A 19,912-nucleotide genomic window follows, 5' to 3' on the forward strand; every position below is an offset into this window, starting at 1 on the left:
CACAATGACGGAACAAAATAATTCCTCCGCCATGGTTGAGGAAACCACATCGACGGTGGAAACGCCATCGCAGCCCGATTCAACGCCGAAGAAGAGTCGTTCCGGCGTGGCGGGCATCGCGCTGGGGGCGATAGCAATAGCCATCGCTCTGGCGTTAGGCGGCGGGCTTTATAGCTATGGCAAGCATCAGGTCTCCACGCAAACCGCAACCAGCGATGCGCTGGCAAACCAGCTGATCGCCCTGCAAAAACAGCAGGATGCGCAAAAAAGCGAATTTGAAACCACGCTGAAGAAGCAGGCCGATGCCCTGGGTGAAGCCGGGAAACAGCAGGCTGCATTAACGCGCCAGCTGGACGAAGTGCAGCAAAAAGTAGCCACCATTTCCGACAGTGATTCCAAAACATGGCTGCTGGCTCAGGCCGACTTCCTCGTTAAGCTGGCCGGCCGCAAGCTGTGGAGCGACCAGGACGTGACGACCGCCGCCGCGCTGCTGAAAAGCGCCGATGCCAGCCTGGCGGACATGAATGATCCAAGTCTGATAACCGCCCGTCGCGCGTTGACGGACGATATCTCGACGCTTTCCACGGTTACTCAGGTTGATTACGACGGCATTATTCTCAAGCTAAACCAGCTGTCTAACGGCCTGGACAACCTGCGCCTCGCCGATAACGACAGCGATGATTCACCGATGGACTCGGACAGCAGCGAGCTTTCGGGCAGCATCACCGAGTGGCGTCAAAATCTGGTGAAGAGCTGGCACAACTTTATGGACAGCTTTATTACCATTCGCCGCCGCGATGAAACCGCCGTACCGCTGCTGGCGCCAAATCAGGATATCTACCTGCGCGAGAACATCCGCTCTCGCCTGCTGGTTGCCGCCCAGGCGGTGCCTCGCCATCAGGAAGAAACCTATAAACAGGCGCTGGATAACGTCTCTACCTGGGTTCGCGCTTATTACGATACCAACGACTCGGCCACTAAAGCGTTTCTGGATGAGCTTGATGGCCTGAGCCAGCAGAGCATACATATGGATATTCCGCAGACCCTGCAAAGCCAGGCCCTGCTGGAAAAGCTGATGCAGACCAGAGTGCGTAATTTGCTGTCCCAGCCGACAGCAAACGCAGCGCCGCTTAACTCCGCGCCTGAGCAACCTGCTCCTGCCGTAAGCCAGGGGGAATAAGCATGATTAAAGTCTTATTGCTCTTCCTGCTGCTGATTGCGGGTATCGTGCTCGGCCCCATGCTGGCGGGACATCAGGGATATGTGCTGATCCAAACCGATAACTACAACATCGAAACCAGCGTGACCGGCTTAGTCATTATTCTGGTTCTGACCATGCTCGTGCTGTTTGCTATCGAGTGGGTGCTGCGCCGTATTTTCCGCACCGGAGCGCGCACTCGCGGCTGGTTCCTTGGCCGTAAACGCAGCCGCGCTCGTAAGCAAACCAAAGCCGCGCTGCTAAAACTGGCCGAGGGCGATTATCAGCAAGTTGAAAAGCTGATGAGTAAAAATGCCGACCATGCGGAGCAGCCGGTGGTGAATTACCTTCTCGCCGCCGAAGCTGCCCAGCAGCGTGGCGATGAGATCCGTGCCAATCAGCATCTGGAACGCGCTGCCGAACTGGCGGATAACGATCAGCTGCCTGTTGAGATAACTCGCGTTCGCCTGCAGCTGGCCCGCAATGAAAACCACGCGGCAAGACACGGCGTTGATAAGCTTCTGGAAGTTGCCCCTCGCCACCCTGAGGTGCTGCGTCTGGCAGAGCAGGCCTATTTACGAACCGGAGCCTGGGGCTCGCTGCTGGATATTCTGCCCGCAATGGAAAAGGTTCAAATAGGCGACGAGGCACAGCGCACGGCTCTGCAACAGCAAGCGTGGATCGGGCTGATGGATCAGGCTATGGCCGATCAAGGTAACGACGGGCTGAAAAGCTGGTGGCGCAACCAGAGCCGCAAAACGCGTCATCAAACCACGTTGCAGGTGGCAATGGCCGAGCATTTGATCGAATGTGACGATAGCGATGCCGCCCAGGAGATAGTTCTCGACGGATTGAAACGCCAGTACGACGATCGTCTGGTGCTGCTGATGCCGCGCCTGAAGTCAGGCAACCCGGAACAGCTCGAGAAAGCGCTGCGCCAGCAGATCAAAACCCAGGGCGCGCTTCCTCTACTGCTAAGTACGCTGGGCCAGTTGCTGATGAAGCATGGTGAATGGCAGCAGGCGGCGGATGCGTTCCGCGAAGCGATTAAACAGCGCCCGGATGCCTTCGATTATGCCTGGCTTGCGGACTCTCTCGACAAGCTTCACAAACCGGAAGAAGCAGCAATGATGCGCCGCGATGGCCTGTTGTTGACGCTGCAAAACAATCCCAATTCATAGCATTCAGGGGCGGCGTTCAGTCGCCCTTTTCTTTCCCGCATACAAAAAAAAACACCAGCCAATTGGCTGGTGTTAAAACAGGTCTGTTTGACAACTAAGTGGTGCTTCACTCAACGTTATGTCCATGGTGTTGGATGAGACCCCTTTGGGGCGACATCTGTGGGTGGACGATAAGCACCGTAATTGGCTCTGCGTCATTCCTTGGTTTATGAAGCCTAAGCGAACATAAGAAGTGGAATGAGCATCTACCCGGTTATTATTGCACAATGCATGCCATGTTTGCATTTGAAAAGTAAACCAACCGCTAATATTAGTAGTTTCATAGTATTAGTTCGGAGGGAATTTTGCTGCCTGAGAGATAAAGTGCGCCAGCCCCACTTAACCAGAGTGTCTCCCATAAGAGACGGTTAACCGATTCAATTTAAAATCGCCTACTAATCAATGAATTAAATGTCTCCATTTAGAGACGAGAAATGGGCGATTTGTCGCGGTTCAACGACAATGCCGGAGAGCAAATGGTGGATTCAGAAAAGCAAAAAGGCCAGCTCGAAAGCTGGCCTTTTTTAAGGTGGTCGGCGAGAGAGGATTATTCCCCTGCGGGCCGTTGCTAAAGCAACGTTGTCTCGCTACGCTCGGCTCAAACCTCCTTCGGAGGTTCTCATCCTCTTTAATTACGGATGCAAAAAGGCCAGCTCGAAAGCTGGCCTTTTTTAAGGTGGTCGGCGAGAGAGGATTCGAACCTCCGACCCACTGGTCCCAAACCAGTTGCGCTACCAAGCTGCGCTACTCGCCGAAATACTGCTTTTACTGCCGCTTTCTACACTCGGCTAAACTCTGTGAGCTTAAACATTCGGTGTCGAAAGCAAAAACCCTGCTTTAGCAGGGCTTTCTAAATGTGGTCGGCGAGAGAGGATTCGAACCTCCGACCCACTGGTCCCAAACCAGTTGCGCTACCAAGCTGCGCTACTCGCCGAAATACTGCCCTTACTGCTTTATTAATTTAGGTGTGGTGCGAAGAGAGGGACTTGAACCCTCACGTCCGTAAGAACACTAACACCTGAAGCTAGCGCGTCTACCAATTCCGCCACCTTCGCATACATCTAAATTAATGGGGTGGCTAATGGGACTCGAACCCACGACAACTGGAATCACAATCCAGGGCTCTACCAACTGAGCTATAGCCACCACTGTCAATCTTTCACGCGGTATAAATACCACCGCAGCTCTAGCGCCATATAAAATGGTGCGCCCGACAGGATTCGAACCTGAGACCTCTGCCTCCGGAGGGCAGCGCTCTATCCAGCTGAGCTACGGGCGCGTAGCGCCGTTGCGGGGTCGGATAATACGGGCTTCGTGCTCAGCTGTCTAGTGGTTATTTCAATAAAATACTCGTAAAACTGCGCGTTTGGTTATGCTTTGCGCATCCTGATGCTTATCCATCCAGTTTTTCGCTAACGACATGCTTATTCAGGCCAAAGACCTTGTATATCAGCGTTACGGCGGCCAAAAAGATAACCCCTACCGTCAGCGACATTCTCGTATCTTCATTCAGCCCCATGCCGACCAGCACGCATACCAGGAATGCCATCGTCAGGTAATTTGCCCACGGGAACATAATGGAACGGAAAGGATGGCTGGCAATCGCCTGGCGATGTGCTTTACGGAAGCGAATCTGGCTTATCAGGATAACAAACCATGGCACCATTCCCGGCAATACGCTGGCGCTGTAGACATAAACGAATACGCGCTGCGGGTTAGGGATAACGTAGTTCAGGCATGAACCAAGCAGCAAAATCACAATGGAAACGGCAACGCCTGCCACGGGCACGCCGCTGCGCGAGACTTTAGCCATTTTAGCCGGTAGCTGGCGATTTTTAGCCAACGCATACAGCATACGCCCGCAGCTATACATCCCGCTATTACAGCCGGAGAGCGCGGCGGTCAGCACCACAAAGTTGATAATACCTGCCGCCGCGGTAATGCCGATTTTGGCGAAGGTCAGCACAAACGGGCTGCCGGTGGTACCAATCTGGTTCCACGGGAAGATAGTCACGATAACGAAAATGGCGCCCACATAGAAAATCAGAATACGCCATAAAACTTTACCCACGGCGCTGCGCAGAGTGACCTGCGGGTTCTTCGCTTCACCGGCGGTAATGCCGATAAGCTCAACGCCCTGATAGGAAGCCACAACAATACATAACGCCGTCAGGAAGCCCTTCCAGCCTCCGGCAAAGAAGCCGCCGTGCTCGGTCAGGTTGCTAAAGCCGATGGCCTGGCCGTGATTCCCAAATCCGAAAAAGATAACCCCAAGCCCCACGACAATCATCACAATAATGGTTGTGACCTTAATCATTGCGAACCAGAACTCTATTTCACCGTACAGGCGCACCGCGGCAAGGTTTGCCAGCGCGACCAGGCCAACGGCAAAGATAGCCGGGAGCCACTGGGGTAACTCAGGGAACCAGTACTGGACATAAACGCCTATCGCCGTTATCTCGGAGATCCCCACCGCCATCCACATAAACCAGTAGGACCAGGCGGTAAGATAGCCAAAGAAAGGGCTCATATAACGGTGGGCATAAACCGCGAAGGAACCGGCTACCGGTTCAAGGAACAGCATCTCCCCCATCGAACGCATAATGAAGAAGACGAACAGGCCCGCAACAATGTACGCCAGCAATACCGAGGGGCCCGCCCACTTCAGGGTACTGGCGGCGCCCATAAACAGGCCAACGCCAATTGTCCCCCCAAGGGCAATAAGTTCAATATGTCGAGCTTCCAGCCCGCGCTGCAGCTCTGCTTGTTTCTCTGCCATAAATCCTCTGTTTTGTGTTTGCTTTTACTCCGGTTTTTACCGGTTATTGTGATGGTCAAAGCCATAGCTCAATAACAGGCCATGCAGCACCGGCAATAGATTTGCTGGCGCAACATCACTACGGCACTGCATTGAGTGGGCGCAATGGTTTCGCATTTTTTAAAAAATTACAAATAAACGCGTAACAAATCGCAAGGAGAGTGGTGGAAAATCGCGGAAGTAAAAACGCGCCCGGATGGGCGCGTTATGAGTCAGAGCTTGCCGCTAAAGTGCCAGCCCTGGTAACGCAGCAGTCTCAACTGGCGTTTAATCCGGCTCGGCTGTGAAAGCAGGCGGTACAACCATTCAAGACCGAGATTTTGCCAGATCTTTGGCGCACGCTTTACGCGCCCGGTAAAGACATCATAAGTCCCGCCCACGCCCATATACAGCGCATGAGGATGAACCTTGCGGCATTCCTGCATCAGGAGCTCCTGGCGTGGAGAGCCCATGGCTACCGTCACAATGGCGGCTCCGCTGTCGCGCACTCGCTCAAACAGCGCCTGCCGCTGCAATGCCGTGAAATAACCGTCCTGGCTGCCAACGATGTTAACCTGCCAAAGCTGGCGCAATTTTGCCTCGGTTTGTGCCAGCACCTCGGGCTTGCCGCCTATCAAAAAGACCGGCGTACCTTCCCGCCCGGCACGCAGCATCAGCGCTTCCCACAGGTCGGCCCCTGCGACACGGTTTACCCGCGCTTCAGGATACTTTTTGCGGATTGAACGCACGACGCTGATACCATCGGCATATTTATATTCCGCTGCGGCAATCAGGCCGCGAACTTGCTCATCATCTTCTGCGGTAAGCACTTTTTCAGCATTAATCGCAACCAGCGTTCCCTGCCGCAGGTGGCCGTCGGCATAGAGATAGTCCAGCGCGTGCTGCATATCTCGCCATCCCAGCAGATTGAGGCCTCGAATCGAGTAAAAAGGGGCATCAATAGGGTTATTCATGAATATCCTTGTCATGCATTTTGCGTATTCGTCATGGGACGAGACACGCGGCGCAGGCGCTGATGAATAAGGCCCGCGCTTTCAAATAGCCAATAAAGAAGTTTGGCCGCTACCAGGCAGGCGCCAAAAATTACCAGGAAAAACACCACTCGCGAAACGAATGAGTCCAGCCCTTCGCGGGCCAGCACAATCATATTGAAAATGGCTCCGAAGCAGAATGCGTAGATTATCGCGGCTTTGTAGCGGTTCGCTTCCCGATTTGCCAGCTCATAAAGCCAGTCAAACCATTTGATGATGAGTCCCACCACAACCGCGCCAAGTGGAATAAACCACACGCCGCCCATGACCACCAGCGAACCAATCAGCGTCGGTGAAATGGCCAGCCCGGAGTGATTATTCAGCACCTGCCAGGTAAAGTAGTTCGCAGTATTCAACACGGTACCAGGCCGGTCCGGCCACAGCCAACCGGGAATAAATACGTAGAAGTCGCGGATAATTGGAGCCAGCCCCTGAAACTCGATTTTATCGTAGTTTTGCAGCAGCAGCCCCAGGTTCTCCCACGGCGAAAAGGTATCGCGCGTCAGGTAGAGGAAGGTATAAAACGCTTCGTCTCCGCTGACGTTCAGTCCGTAGCGCTTTAGCGCCAGCCAGAACATACCGACAATACCCAGCACGCCCGCCGCCGCCAGCATCCACAGCGAGATCCAGCCGCGGATAATGCCGATAAACAGGAAGATGGCAAAGGCGATGATGATATTGGCGCGCGTGCCGCCCACAATCATGTAAGTCAGCAGACCAAAGGCCACGGTGCTCACCAGGAAGAAAATCCAGGCGCGGCTATCCTGACGCAGGAAATACACCACCAGCATCGCAGGGATGAAGAAGTAGAAGAAACGTTTGAGCGCTACCCCGGAAACTTCGCTGGAGAAAATTTGGCTGTAAGAGTGCAGCTTAAACAGCAGGAACCCGTTGTGGGCGAAGAAAATCCCCACGCTGATAAGCGCCACCAGCACCAGCATGAGCCAGGTAAGATGCGTCTCGACGCGGTTCATTCGGAATAATGGGCGGCGTTCTCTGCCCTCACTTTTGGCCCGCAGCCGGGTTTTATAGCTGACGTAATAAATCCCGTAGAAGCATGCTGCCGCAAGCTGCGCCTGGAGCAGGACGTCCGCAGGCACCACGGCAACGCCGAACCGGAACACCAGGGTACAGGTGAACGGAAAACCAAAGAAAAAGGTCAGCAGGTAGAGCAGCGAGAAGAATACGTTGAAGTTAAACCGTACGCGACGGAACTCCTGGTAAGTCAGCAGCCCGATGAACATGACCGACAGGAACCAGACGACAAATAAACCGCCAAATTGCGTGAGGCTCATGCATTCTCTCCCGCGGCCACGTTAAGGGCCTGGTGCCAACCGTCGATAAAGCCCGGGTTAAAGAAGGCGATATTCTGCTTATCCAGCAGGCGAAGCTGACGCTGCGCTTCACGCACGGTCGCTTCATCCAGCGCATCTTCGGTGAACAGCACCGGAACATGCTGCTCAACCATATCCTGCCAGAAAGGATTTTTGCGATTCAGTACGCAAGGGATCCCGGCCTGAATAAGCAGGCATAGCGTACCAATGCCCTGCTGGCGTTCAAAAACGAAATAACCCAGGTCGCACTGCCGGAGCAGAGCCAGGTAGGCGTTGAATTCGATTTTTTCCGTCAGCACTTGCAGATTTTCCGGGCTGAATAAGGCTTTCCCGGCCTGCTGTACTTCCGAGATATACGGCTGGTTATTATCAGGATAGCCCATCGGCACCACCACGCGAACCGCATCGCCAAACTGCTGGTGAATGGCCTTAAGCGCGGCAATGTGCTGGTTACTGCGGTCGCCGGAATTGCCCACCAGCAGCGTCAACTGCTTACCGGGTTCTTTGTCCGTAGCCATTGCGTTAAGGCTCGGGTCCATGCGCGTAGGGAAATAAAGTAGTTCACCCGGCACCTGCGGATGCCGCTGATGGAAATAGTTTAAATCGCCGCGAGTCGCAAAGATCTGCCCAACGCGTCCCTGAGCAAACCGGCGCAGCTGGTAAAACAGGCGGAATTTAAAGCTACGGGAAACCTCGTAAAGGTCGGCTCCCCAGATATGCCAGTTCACCTGTTCCGGTTTCAGACCGCCGGTTAATAAAGCAATCCACAGACTGCTGTTAAACTGCCCGTGGAAGAAAAAACGCTGCTGGCGGTTGGCTCGTGCTTTTGCCAGCACTTCAGCAGCGATAGCCTGCTTAGAGGCGTAAAGCGAGACGGAAAGAGACGGAAAAGCGGACGGCAGAGAGCTATCCCCGGAGACCACCATAAATTCCTGAGCATGGGGAGTCGTGGCGGCTAAAACGTCATTGAAAAAACGCAGTACCGTCTGATTATGATGCGGGATATCAGATCCCAAAACGTGAATCAGTGTTGTCATGCTCGTCTACGATAAATAAAGAAAACGCCACAGCAGAGCGCAAAATAGACAATGTAAGTTGCCATGTAGGCCTGAGCTGCACCCAGCGCGCCATGAGCCGGTATTAACCAGCGTGAGAAGCCGGTCAATAAAGCAAACTGACTAATTTCAGTCAAAATATAAAAACGCAGCGATGCCTTCGCAATGACCAGATAGCCAAATACATAAGCCCCCACTTTTAATACATCGCCAACCAGCTGCCAGGCAAACAGATCGCGCATCGCAATAAATTTAGGCGAAAACAGCAGCCAGATGGCAAAGTCGCGCAGCAGCCACACGGTCAGGCTCGCAGCGGCCACCGCAGGCAGCACAAACTTCAGCGAACGCGTAATCTCACGCGTGATGGCGCTTTTTTCCTTCAGCCGCGACAGCGTCGGCAATAAATAAACGCTAAAGGACGCGGTGATAAATTGCAGGTAGGCATCTGAAATACTGCTCACCCCTTGCCAGATACCAACCTCGTCCCAGCTATAGTGCGCGGCCAGCAGATTTCGCATCATCACGTAAGCCACCGGCAGCGTGACGGAAGTAATCAGCGCCATAATGGTGAACTTACCCAGATGGCTTGCCAGCAGCTTATCCCAGCCCGGCTTCAGGTAATCCAGAGGAATATGCCCGCGCCTTAGCAGCATAAGCGACGCCGGGATAACGACCAGAGCAGGCACAAGGGCCAGGCCCAGCAGTGCGCCCGGATAGCCGCCCAAGCGGTAACAAAGATAATAAGCGATAACCCCGATTATACTGCCGGCGATCAGCGCAAAGGCGTTGCCTGCCGCATCCCGAAAACCTTTGATTATAGCCAGCGACAGGTTCGCCCAGGCTATGCCCATTTGCACCAGCGCCACCAGGCGTACCAGGTTCTGATAGTCAGCGTGGCCAAATAATCCAATGCTGATTGGGCGGGCGGCCAGAACAAAAATAACCGCCAGTACGGATGAGAAGCCGAGCACCATTGTCGACGACGTGCCTATGACTCGTTTAAGTTGAGCCGGATCGTCATGATGTTCAGCAACATATTTGGTTACGCCATTAAAAATGCCTGCACCCGCCAGCACGCCAAGCACGGTAACCATCTGACGAAAGTTACCGGCAAGCCCTACGCCGGAAGGCCCAAAAGCCACCGCCAACATTTTGACCACCAGCAGGCCCGCGCCGATTTTGACTAGCGTGGACCCCGCGGTCCACACCGAAGCTTTGGCAAGAGACATATCAGGCGAAGTAGCTTTGCAACGTATTGATAACGGTACGCTGGTTCACGGCAGAAAGGTTGTAGAACAGAGGCAGGCGCAGCAGGCGCTCGCTTTCACGGGTAGTGAAACTATCTTCGCCGTGGAAGCGGCCAAACCGCTCACCGGCCGGGCAAGCGTGAAGCGGAATGTAATGGAACACCGCCATGATTTCCGCTTCTTTAAGGTAGGCAATCAGCGCGCTGCGGTCTTCAATATCACGCAGCTTGATATAAAACATATGGGCATTCTGCACGCAGTCTTTCGGTATCGACGGCAGCTCAATACGCCCGGATGTTGCCAGCGGAGCAAGCGCATCATGGTAGGTTTGCCATAGCTTCAGGCGCTGCTGATTAATTTTCTCGGCGGCCTCAAGCTGCGCCCACAGATAAGCGGCCTGCAAGTCTGCCATCAGGTAGCTTGAACCGATATCGCGCCAGGTGTATTTGTCCACCTGCCCGCGGAAGAACTGGCTGCGGTTAGTGCCCTTTTCACGAATAATTTCCGCACGCTCGATAAGCGACGGGTCATTAATCAGCGTCGCTCCGCCTTCGCCGCCCGCGGTGTAGTTTTTAGTTTCATGAAAGCTAAAGCAGCCGATATGGCCAATTGAGCCCAGCGCCCGCCCTTTATAGGTCGACATCACGCCCTGGGCGGCATCTTCCACCACAAACAGGCCGTGTTTATTGGCGATAGCCATGATGGTGTCCATTTCACAGGCAACGCCCGCGTAATGCACCGGCACGATGGCGCGGGTTTTCTCGGTGATAGCCGCTTCAATTTTGGTTTCATCAATATTCATGGTGTCAGGACGAACATCCACGAATATGATAACGGCTCCACGCAGCACAAAAGCATTTGCCGTCGAGACGAAGGTGTAGCTCGGCATAATCACTTCATCGCCTGGCTTGATATCAAGCAGGATGGCGGCCATTTCCAGTGAAGCGGTGCAGGACGGAGTCAGCAGGACTTTCTTGCTGCCAAAACGTTGCTCCATCCACTGCTGGCAGCGACGGGTAAAACCGCCGTCGCCGCAAAGCTTGCCGCTGCCCATTGCAGCCTGCATATATTCGAGTTCTGTACCTACAACCGGCGGAGCGTTAAATGGGATCATTTTTTCACCTGTATAACCAGAAAGCCGTGCTTTCTATCGTGGCGCCGCTGTTAATATAGCGACGCAGAGCGGCGATATTGCTCACCTGGGTAGCTACCCGTAGCGTCCGGATACCGCGCTGCTGGCACCAATATTTTGCCGCGGCCATAAGCTCACCGCCCGCACCCTGCCCGGCGAGCAGGCCAATTCTCGCTTCGTCGCCGTTAAGCTGGCGCAGCGTCACAAAGCCCCGCATAGTGCCGGTATCTTTCAGCAACAGGCATTGGTTATCAAAGGTGCCGAGTACCGCATTTTCAATCCACTGAGCATAGAAACGACCGCTGTCCGCCTCCTGAAACCAGGGTGCGCGAAAGCGGCTTTGCTTAAAAGCCTGAGCCGCCGCGTTACGCAGGGCCGGGATCTCATCTGGCTGAGCAATATCGACGTGAATATCTGCATTTTGCGTGCCAACACAAAGCGCTAAATCCACTTCACCTTCAACCAGTTGAAAACCGAGCTGCTGCAGGGCATCGAGCCAGTCGGTTCGATGCGTTGGGATCTTTGCCTGAACCCGTCCCCAGGCGTTTAACCGTTCTGGCGTCAGCGCCGGGGCATCCTCAGCAATTCGCACCGCGCTGCTGTTGATCCCGAAGAAATGGTTTTCCCACTCCAGAGCGTTCAGGGTTGCGTAAATCAGGCTCATCGCCACACGCCTTTAGCATCGACAATCCACGGCTGCCGTACGCTTGTGGCCGGAATAGCTTTAAATTCTTTGTGATCGACCAGCATCACCAGGATATCGGCCTGTTCCAGAGCCACGTCGGTAGACACCAGCTCGCAGTGGCCCGTCAATTTTGCCGGAAGCTCATGAATATTGGGTTCGACCGCTAGCGTTGTTCCGCTATGCCATTCGGCCAGCAGCTCAGCGATTTCCATCGCCGGACTTTCGCGCAGGTCATCAATATTCGGTTTGAACGCCAGCCCAAAGCAGGCGATTTTCAGTTCGCTGGCACGGCGGCCGGTTTCACTCAGGCAGTCGGCAACCGCTGCTTTTACCTGATTGATAACCCAGAATGGCTTGCCGTCATTCACTTCACGCGCGGTACGAATCAGGCGAGCCTGTTCAGGATTTTGCGACACGATAAACCACGGGTCGACCGCAATGCAGTGCCCGCCTACGCCTGGCCCCGGCTGCAAAATATTGACCCGAGGGTGACGATTCGCAAGGCGAATCAGCTCCCAGACGTTAATTCCCTGGTCGGCACAGATAAGCGACAGTTCGTTAGCAAAGGCAATGTTTACATCACGGAAGCTGTTTTCGGTTAACTTGCACATCTCGGCGGTGCGGGAATTAGTGATTACGCATTCACCTTCGAGGAAGATTTTGTAGAGCTCGCTGGCACGAGCCGAGCATACCGGCGTCATTCCGCCAACCACACGATCGTTTTTAATGAGTTCAACCATTACCTGCCCCGGCAAGACACGCTCCGGGCAATAGGCTATGTTGATATCAGCCTCTTCTCCGACCTGCTGAGGGAAGCTTAAATCGGGGCGCAGAGCAGCCAGCCATTCGGCCATTTGCTCCGTAGCGCCGACCGGTGAGGTAGACTCCAGCACCACCAGAGCGCCTTTTTTTAGCACAGGTGCAATGGAGTCCGCCGCGGATTTGACATACACCATATCCGGCTGGTGCTCGCCTTTAAAAGGCGTTGGAACAGCAATCAGATAAGCATCTGCTTCAACCGGCTGGGTGGTGGCCCGCAAGAACCCCTCTTCCACCGCAGATTTCACCACCTTGTCTAAATCAGGCTCGACGATATGAATCGCCCCGCGATTAATGGTATCTACCGCGCGCTGATTAATATCAACGCCAATAACTTTACGCTTACGGGAAGCAAACGCCGCTGCGGTAGGCAAACCGATATAACCCAGGCCAATGACGGAGATGGTGGTAAAACTCATGATGTCACCTGATTTTGTTTCAAAGCATTCAGAATTCGGCTGCAGGCTTCGCCATCCCCGTAAGGGTTGTGAGCGCGGCTCATCGCATGATATTCCTGCTCATCACGAAGCAGCCGGGTCACTTCGGCTACGATCGTCTCTTCATTGGTTCCGACCAGGCGCACAGTACCTGCGGCCACAGCTTCAGGGCGCTCGGTGGTTTCGCGCATCACCAACACAGGTTTGCCGAGAGACGGAGCCTCTTCCTGGATACCGCCGGAGTCGGTGAGGATAAGCCAGGCGTGATTCATCAGGTAAACAAACGGCAGATACTCCTGAGGCTCAATCAGGACGACGTTGTCCACATGGCCCAGAATGCGCCGAACCGGCTCGCTAACGTTTGGATTCAGGTGAACCGGATAAACTATCTGCACATCACTGTTTTGTTCGGCTATTTTCGCCAGCGCGTGGCAAATACGCTCAAAGCCATCGCCAAAGCTTTCGCGACGGTGCCCGGTGACCAGGATCATTTTTTTGCTGGCATCGAGGAAAGTATGCTTCGCCTCAATTTCCTTGCGTACATCATCCTGCATTAAGACGCGGTCACGTACGGAAAGAAGCGCATCAATAACCGTATTTCCGGTGACCGAAATTTTCTGTTCAGCAATGTTTTCCCGCAGCAGGTTCTGCCGGGAAGTTTCCGTTGGCGCAAAATGCCAGGTGGCGAGATGCCCCGTCAAAGTACGGTTCGCCTCTTCCGGCCACGGAGAATAAATATCACCGGTGCGCAGGCCCGCCTCAACGTGCCCCACGGGAATACGCTGGTAAAACGCCGCCAGGCTGGCCGCAACGGTCGTGGTGGTATCGCCATGCACCAAAACAACATCCGGCTTGAAAGACTCCAGAATAGGCTTCAGGCCTTCCAGGATCCGACAGGTGATTTCCGTCAAGCCCTGCCCCGGCTTCATAATATTTAAATCATAATCAGGTTTAATTGAGAACAGATGTAATACCTGATCCAGCATCTCGCGATGCTGCGCCGTTACACATACTTTCGCGTCAAAAAACGCGTCTTTCGCCAGCGCGTCCACCAGAGGAGCCATTTTTATAGCTTCAGGACGCGTGCCAAAAACAGTTAACACTTTCACGGTGATTCTCTTCTTTTGAATAAAGTGGAGGCATTCCATCGCTCCTCCACTAATAAAGGGCTTAAGCGATTTTGGGGCGGCGAGCCAATGCCACGCCAGCACCGATAAGCGCCCCGACCGCGCCCCACATGATGAGCAGGAACGCACGACGTGGGCTGTCGCGTTTGACCGGCTCTTCAGGAGTGCGTAAATAACGATAGGTCTGGAAACGAGCATCGACGGTAGGGCCGACGTTCAGGGTATTTAGCATCGCCCGATTCTGATCGTAGTCGATATCAAAATCAGGCCCTACGGCCTGCAGGCTTTCCAGCCTCGCCTGCAGCATCGGACGACCGAGCATAAACATCTCTGAATCAGGAAGTTCATCTGCCGGTACGTTGGTTTCGCTGCGGGTGATATTCTGCTGTTGAGCAATCTTCAGCGCTTGCTCAATACTTTTCATTTTACGGTCGTAGATAGCCTGCGCCACTGCTTCCTGACGTTTGACCTGGGCCTTCATCTGAGTGGTTCGCGCCGCCCATGCTCCGGTCAGCTCTTCGTTGAGATGGCTGGCCGCACGCTGGCTGGCGAAGGCAACATATTGACGAAGCAGGTTATTGGCATCCGCCGCGGTTTCAGCCGTCAGCTTCACGCTATCGCTGATGTTGCGGGCGGCATCCCCGGAGGTAAACTGAATATTGTCGGTAATTTCATCCAACAGCGCGGCATCCGCTTTGCTATTGCCGACCTGACGCTGCTTGTAGTAATCGGTCTGCAGCCAGAAATCTCTTCGGGTATCGTAGGCGGAGAGCTGAACGATGAACTCTTTATACGCCTCATCCATGGCCGATGGCCTGTCCGTCGAAGCCATATCAGATTTGATATCCAGGTTGCGCAGGAACTGCTGCTGGGAGTAGTACCCCCCCAGCATATTGACCGTTGGACGATCGGTTATCGCCGTCGCGCTCCACTCTTGTTTGGCTAAAAAGGTGTAGGTCAGTGCGATAATGGCAAAAATAAACGCAATGCCAACAATCCAGAATTTGCCCTGCCACAGCGTACGAAACAAGCCGCGGATATCCAGCTCATTATCCACCGCAGGGTTGCTGCCCGGCACGTTCTCTTTCATCGCTTCCCCAATTCAAGTCAGACTAAATGTTTACGTTGTTGTTTCTGCGAATGCGACGCTTATGACGTCTGATAAAGCGGGCCACTTTCCAGGCTCGTTTAATACAAAAATCGTATAGTACAAATGCAAGCAAGAACAATGCCAACATTACCCACTCAGGGATGAAATGGGCATATTCGGCAGCAACACCGAACGCTGCAAGCAGCGCTGCTACAAGGGTTATCAGCACAAAGGCCTGTCGTGAAGTAAAGCCAGCTCGCATAATTAAATGGTGAATATGCTGGCGATCGGCAGAGAACGGACTCATCCCTTTGCGTAGGCGACGATACATAATAGCTATCATGTCCATCAACGGGATAGCTATTATCCACAGGGCGGTCACCGGACTTATAGAAGGTGTTTTACCCTGTGTTGTTTCCAGCAAAATCCAGATAACAGTAAAGCCGATTAGTGTGCTACCGGCGTCCCCCATAAAGACCTTGTAACGGCGGCCCAGCACCCCAAGGTTCAGGAGAATGTAGGGAAGAATGGCAACTATCATGGCAAAACACCACATTGCCAGGCTGTACTGACCTTCAAGAACAAGGATTACACCCATTGCCGCAAAGGAAACAGAGGAAAGTCCACCCAGCAGGCCATCAATGCCGTCGACCATATTAAAGGCGTTGATAGCCGCCCAGACGGCAAACAGCGTCAGGAAGTAGCCGAACGGGCCAAGCAGCAGCTCCCAGGGACCAAAGATGTAGCCAAGACTGCTGAGATAAAGCTTGCCGACTGACATCATAACTATAGCGATAACAGCCTGCACAAAGGCCCGAATCTTTACGCTGATGTCGAAGCGATCATCCAGCGCACCGACCAAAACCAACACCCCAGCGCAGAACATATAGAGCCAGAGATGAGGAATATAATAGTTGCTGATTAAAAAGGTAAAACATATTCCGGCGTATACGGAAATGCCGCCTACCAGCGGAATAGAGCCCTGGTGGCGCTTACGGAAATTGGGTTTATCGACCAGCCCAACTTTGCGAGCAACCTTACGCGCGCAAAAGAGAAATGCGGTAGTAAATAAAAAAACCAGAGTTAGCTCAGTTCCAGCGGTGAATAGATTCACAGTGAAAACTCTCGACAAAATAAAAGACCAGGCTCATTAGCATCATAGTATCTCTCTGCAAGACCGGTATTCGTCACGGCTCCTCCTTGAAATAATTGCTCATTATTAATCCAGGCTGATGCATAATCCGAAAGATAACGCAGTATCCATTGTTGGATGAAGGCAAGCTATAGGAATTTGCCGCGAGCATATCGTATAGAGCAGAAAAGAAAAACGCCACGACTAAGCGTGGCGTTCCCCGAGTTTTTGTTACTTAAGAGCGCTTCATCATATCAAAGAAGTCGTCGTTGGTTTTAGTCATCGCCAACTTATTGATGAGGAACTCCATTGCATCGATCTCACCCATAGGGTGGATGATTTTGCGCAGGATCCACATTTTCTGCAGCTCTTCCTGGGTCGTCAGCAGCTCTTCTTTACGGGTACCGGAACGGTTGTAATCGATAGCCGGGAAGACGCGTTTTTCTGCGATCTTACGGGAGAGATGCAGTTCCATATTGCCGGTGCCTTTAAACTCTTCGTAGATAACTTCATCCATTTTAGAGCCGGTATCGATAAGCGCGGTAGCAATGATGGTCAGGCTGCCGCCCTCTTCCACGTTACGCGCGGCGCCGAAGAAGCGTTTTGGACGGTGCAGGGCGTTAGCGTCCACACCACCGGTCAGCACTTTGCCTGAGGCCGGAACCACGGTGTTGTACGCACGAGCCAGACGGGTGATGGAGTCCAGCAGGATGATAACGTCTTTCTTATGCTCAACCAGGCGCTTCGCCTTCTCGATAACCATTTCGGCTACCTGAACGTGGCGGGAAGCTGGTTCGTCAAAGGTAGAAGCAACAACTTCACCTTTTACCAGACGCTGCATCTCGGTCACTTCTTCCGGACGTTCATCGATCAGCAGAACCATCAGCACACAGTCCGGATGGTTGTAAGCAATGCTCTGAGCGATGTTTTGCAGCAGCATAGTTTTACCGGCTTTTGGCGGCGCGACGATCAGGCCACGCTGGCCACGACCGATAGGCGATGCCAGGTCCAGTACGCGAGCAGTCAAGTCTTCGGTTGAACCGTTACCACGTTCCATGCGCAGACGAGAGTTGGCATGCAGCGGGGTTAAGTTTTCAAACAGGATCTTGCTACGGGCGTTTTCCGGCTTGTCATAGTTAACTTCGTTAACTTTCAACAGCGCAAAGTAACGTTCGCCTTCTTTCGGCGGACGAATCTTACCGGAGATGGTATCCCCTGTGCGGAGGTTGAAACGGCGGATTTGGCTGGGAGAAACGTAGATGTCATCGGGACCGGCAAGGTAGGAGCTGTCTGCGGAGCGGAGGAAACCAAATCCATCCTGCAGTATCTCCAGCACGCCATCACCAAAGATATCTTCGCCACTCTTAGCGTGTTGCTTCAGGATGGAGAAAATGATGTCCTGCTTGCGCATGCGGGCTTGGTTTTCCAGCCCCATATTTTCGCCGAGAGTAATCAGCTCAGAAACCGGCGTATTCTTTAATTCGGTAAGATTCATAATGGTGGGTTCTTAAACTCGGGGTAAATCTCGAACTTAGTTTCGTGAATGGTATGGCAGGGTCATCCATGCCTGTTTAATGGCTACCACACATGCTAATCGCTGCCTGGTCATAGGAAAAACGCAGAACTGAAACGATATAACGGAATGAGTGATAAGCCCGAAATCGGTTATGCATCCGCTGTGATTGCTGTAAAAGAGAGTTGATTTGACAGCGAGCGGGAAGCATTAGGTAATACAAAGATTCAAACTAAAAGGCAAGTTCAAAGCGAAGTCAAACTTAACTTAGCATGACTGACGCCGGGCGTCCAGCAGCTCACAAAAAAATGCAAGCCCGGCACGCACCGGCTGAGATTCCATTATGCCAGATTAGCGTCGAGGAACTCTTTTAACTGGCCTTTAGACAGCGCACCCACTTTGGTGGCGGCCACTTCACCGTTCTTGAACAGCAGCAGGGTTGGGATACCGCGAATGCCGTATTTTGGCGCTGTACCCGGGTTCTGGTCGATGTTCAGCTTAGCCACGGTGAGTTTGCCCTGATATTCATCAGCGATCTCGTCGAGAATCGGGGCAATCATTTTGCAAGGACCACACCACTCTGCCCAGAAATCAACCAGAATCAACCCGTCAGATTTAAGCACGTCCGTGTCGAAACTGCCGTCAGTCAGGTGAATAATTTTATCGCTCATGTTCTACTCCACAGGATTGTGTCTACCTTGTTGGTGTAGCATTAACCAACTTGGGGTGACTTTATTTCACCCGGTTTATTTCAACGGATGTGCTTTCGTAAAGCAATAGTAAACTGATATTCTACCACACTATGAGCAAAACACATTTGACCGAAAAGAAGTTTTCCGACTTCGCCCTGCACCCTAAGGTGATTGAAGCCCTTGAAAGTAAAGGCTTTCATAACTGCACCCCAATTCAGGCACTGGCACTTCCGCTGACACTGGCGAATCGTGACGTTGCAGGGCAGGCGCAAACCGGTACAGGCAAAACGATGGCGTTTCTGACGTCAACGTTCCACTATTTACTCTCACACCCGGTTCCTGAGAACCGTCAGGTGAATCAGCCGCGCGCCTTGATTATGGCGCCAACCCGCGAGTTAGCGGTACAGATTCACTCGGATGCCGAGCCTCTCGCGCAGGCCACCGGCCTGAAGCTTGGCCTTGCCTACGGCGGCGACGGCTATGATAAACAGCTGAAAGTGCTGGAAAGCGGCGTAGACATTTTGATTGGCACTACCGGTCGCTTAATCGACTATGCCAAACAGAACCACATTAATTTAGGCGCCATTCAGGTTGTGGTGCTGGATGAAGCCGACCGCATGTACGACCTCGGCTTTATTAAAGATATTCGCTGGCTGTTCCGCCGCATGCCGCCGGTTACCCAGCGCCTGAACATGCTGTTCTCCGCCACCCTCTCTTACCGCGTACGTGAACTTGCCTTTGAGCAGATGAACAATGCGGAATATGTAGAAGTTGAACCGGAACAGAAAACCGGCCACCGCATTAAAGAAGAGCTGTTCTATCCTTCTAACGATGAAAAAATGCGCCTGCTGCAAACGCTCATCGAAGAAGAATGGCCGGACCGCGCCATCATCTTTGCTAACACCAAGCATCGCTGCGAAGATATCTGGGGTCATCTGGCCGCAGACGGCCACCGCGTTGGGCTGTTAACCGGCGACGTTGCACAGAAGAAGCGTCTGCGCATTCTCGAAGAATTTACCCGTGGCGACCTCGATATTCTGGTAGCAACCGACGTTGCGGCTCGTGGCTTACACATTCCGGCCGTCACTCACGTCTTCAACTACGATTTGCCTGACGATTGCGAAGATTACGTGCACCGCATTGGCCGTACCGGTCGTGCCGGGGCAAGCGGTCACTCGATAAGCCTCGCATGTGAAGATTACGCCCTGAACCTGTCGGCGATCGAAACCTATATCGGCCACTCGATTCCGGTCAGTAAATACAATGCCGAAGCGCTGTTAAACGAGCTTCCTCCGCCAAAACGTCTGACCCGCGCCCGCCCGGGCAACGGCCCACGTCGCGGTGGTGCTCCCCGTGGTAATCGTCGTCGCGCAGGTTAAAAA

Annotated in this window: 16 protein-coding genes, 5 tRNA genes and 1 other RNA gene; 3 read left to right on the forward strand and 19 right to left on the reverse strand. The window is 53.3% G+C overall.

Annotation, left to right across the window (positions count from 1 at the left end):
• The first annotated feature begins 4 nt into the window (after window positions 1-4).
• Together hemX and hemY are read left to right on the forward strand one after the other, a co-directional pair.
• The gene (gene hemX, locus FOC35_RS07995) at window positions 5-1,180 is read left to right on the forward strand and encodes a uroporphyrinogen-III C-methyltransferase (protein WP_172568624.1); all 1,176 of its coding nucleotides are present in this window, start codon (window positions 5-7) and stop codon (window positions 1,178-1,180) included.
• Window positions 1,181-1,182: 2 nt separating this feature from the next.
• Window positions 1,183-2,379 (forward strand): protoheme IX biogenesis protein HemY, encoded by a 1,197-nt coding sequence (gene hemY, locus FOC35_RS08000; RefSeq protein WP_172568625.1) that lies wholly within the window; start codon window positions 1,183-1,185, stop codon window positions 2,377-2,379.
• A 569-nt stretch (window positions 2,380-2,948) separates the two neighbouring features.
• Here the strand turns inward: hemY and FOC35_RS08005 are convergent.
• The 19 genes from FOC35_RS08005 to trxA all read right to left on the reverse strand — a co-directional run bounded on the left by FOC35_RS08005 (window position 2,949) and on the right by trxA (window position 18,509).
• Window positions 2,949-3,062: non-coding RNA, RtT sRNA (locus FOC35_RS08005), on the reverse strand.
• 33 nt (window positions 3,063-3,095) lie between these two features.
• A tRNA-Pro gene (locus tag FOC35_RS08010) sits at window positions 3,096-3,172 on the reverse strand.
• Window positions 3,173-3,275: 103 nt separating this feature from the next.
• Window positions 3,276-3,352 (reverse strand) — tRNA-Pro (locus FOC35_RS08015).
• A gap of 34 nt (window positions 3,353-3,386) precedes the next feature.
• Window positions 3,387-3,473 (reverse strand) — tRNA-Leu (locus tag FOC35_RS08020).
• A 15-nt stretch (window positions 3,474-3,488) separates the two neighbouring features.
• Window positions 3,489-3,564, reverse strand: a tRNA-His gene (locus tag FOC35_RS08025).
• Between the two features lie 56 nt (window positions 3,565-3,620).
• A tRNA-Arg gene (locus FOC35_RS08030) sits at window positions 3,621-3,697 on the reverse strand.
• A gap of 114 nt (window positions 3,698-3,811) precedes the next feature.
• Complete coding sequence (locus FOC35_RS08035; protein ID WP_172568626.1) at window positions 3,812-5,197, reverse strand: amino acid permease; 1,386 nt, start codon at window positions 5,195-5,197, stop codon at window positions 3,812-3,814.
• Between the two features lie 251 nt (window positions 5,198-5,448).
• Entirely contained in the window at window positions 5,449-6,189 is a 741-nt protein-coding gene (wecG, locus tag FOC35_RS08040; protein ID WP_172568627.1) for a lipopolysaccharide N-acetylmannosaminouronosyltransferase, read from the reverse strand.
• A gap of 11 nt (window positions 6,190-6,200) precedes the next feature.
• Window positions 6,201-7,562: an ECA oligosaccharide polymerase gene (gene wzyE, locus FOC35_RS08045; protein ID WP_172568628.1), complete on the reverse strand. Its 1,362-nt coding sequence runs from the start codon at window positions 7,560-7,562 to the stop codon at window positions 6,201-6,203.
• The gene (locus tag FOC35_RS08050) at window positions 7,559-8,638 is read right to left on the reverse strand and encodes a TDP-N-acetylfucosamine:lipid II N-acetylfucosaminyltransferase (protein WP_172568629.1); all 1,080 of its coding nucleotides are present in this window, start codon (window positions 8,636-8,638) and stop codon (window positions 7,559-7,561) included. Before FOC35_RS08050 ends, wzyE begins: the two co-directional genes overlap by 4 nt.
• Complete coding sequence (wzxE, locus tag FOC35_RS08055; protein ID WP_172568630.1) at window positions 8,635-9,885, reverse strand: lipid III flippase WzxE; 1,251 nt, start codon at window positions 9,883-9,885, stop codon at window positions 8,635-8,637. Before wzxE ends, FOC35_RS08050 begins: the two co-directional genes overlap by 4 nt.
• A 1-nt stretch (window position 9,886) precedes the next feature.
• Window positions 9,887-11,017, reverse strand: a complete 1,131-nt coding sequence (gene rffA, locus FOC35_RS08060; RefSeq protein ID WP_172568631.1) for a dTDP-4-amino-4,6-dideoxygalactose transaminase — start codon at window positions 11,015-11,017, stop codon at window positions 9,887-9,889.
• Between the two features lie 4 nt (window positions 11,018-11,021).
• Window positions 11,022-11,699, reverse strand: a complete 678-nt coding sequence (gene rffC, locus FOC35_RS08065) for a dTDP-4-amino-4,6-dideoxy-D-galactose acyltransferase (RefSeq protein WP_172568632.1) — start codon at window positions 11,697-11,699, stop codon at window positions 11,022-11,024.
• A complete protein-coding gene (gene wecC, locus FOC35_RS08070; protein WP_016538974.1) occupies window positions 11,696-12,958 on the reverse strand; it encodes a UDP-N-acetyl-D-mannosamine dehydrogenase in 1,263 nt (420 codons plus the stop codon). The genes rffC and wecC overlap by 4 nt, the downstream gene beginning before the upstream one ends.
• Window positions 12,955-14,085 (reverse strand): non-hydrolyzing UDP-N-acetylglucosamine 2-epimerase, encoded by a 1,131-nt coding sequence (gene wecB / locus FOC35_RS08075; protein ID WP_172568633.1) that lies wholly within the window; start codon window positions 14,083-14,085, stop codon window positions 12,955-12,957. The genes wecC and wecB overlap by 4 nt, the downstream gene beginning before the upstream one ends.
• Window positions 14,086-14,146: 61 nt before the next feature.
• Complete coding sequence (gene wzzE, locus FOC35_RS08080) at window positions 14,147-15,193, reverse strand: ECA polysaccharide chain length modulation protein (RefSeq protein ID WP_016538972.1); 1,047 nt, start codon at window positions 15,191-15,193, stop codon at window positions 14,147-14,149.
• 22 nt (window positions 15,194-15,215) lie between these two features.
• On the reverse strand, window positions 15,216-16,307 hold the full coding sequence (wecA, locus tag FOC35_RS08085) for a UDP-N-acetylglucosamine--undecaprenyl-phosphate N-acetylglucosaminephosphotransferase (protein WP_172568634.1): 1,092 nt from the start codon (window positions 16,305-16,307) through the stop codon (window positions 15,216-15,218).
• A gap of 253 nt (window positions 16,308-16,560) precedes the next feature.
• Complete coding sequence (gene rho, locus FOC35_RS08090) at window positions 16,561-17,820, reverse strand: transcription termination factor Rho (protein WP_008455558.1); 1,260 nt, start codon at window positions 17,818-17,820, stop codon at window positions 16,561-16,563.
• Between the two features lie 359 nt (window positions 17,821-18,179).
• Entirely contained in the window at window positions 18,180-18,509 is a 330-nt protein-coding gene (gene trxA, locus FOC35_RS08095; RefSeq protein WP_016538969.1) for a thioredoxin TrxA, read from the reverse strand.
• Between the two features lie 131 nt (window positions 18,510-18,640).
• Between trxA and rhlB the strand changes: the two genes are divergently transcribed.
• Complete coding sequence (gene rhlB, locus FOC35_RS08100) at window positions 18,641-19,909, forward strand: ATP-dependent RNA helicase RhlB (RefSeq protein WP_016538968.1); 1,269 nt, start codon at window positions 18,641-18,643, stop codon at window positions 19,907-19,909.
• Window positions 19,910-19,912 lie beyond the last annotated feature (3 nt).

Origin of the sequence: Cedecea sp. FDAARGOS_727 (genome assembly GCF_012273235.1) — a bacterium.
GTDB classification, from domain to species: Bacteria; Pseudomonadota; Gammaproteobacteria; order Enterobacterales; family Enterobacteriaceae; genus Cedecea; species Cedecea davisae.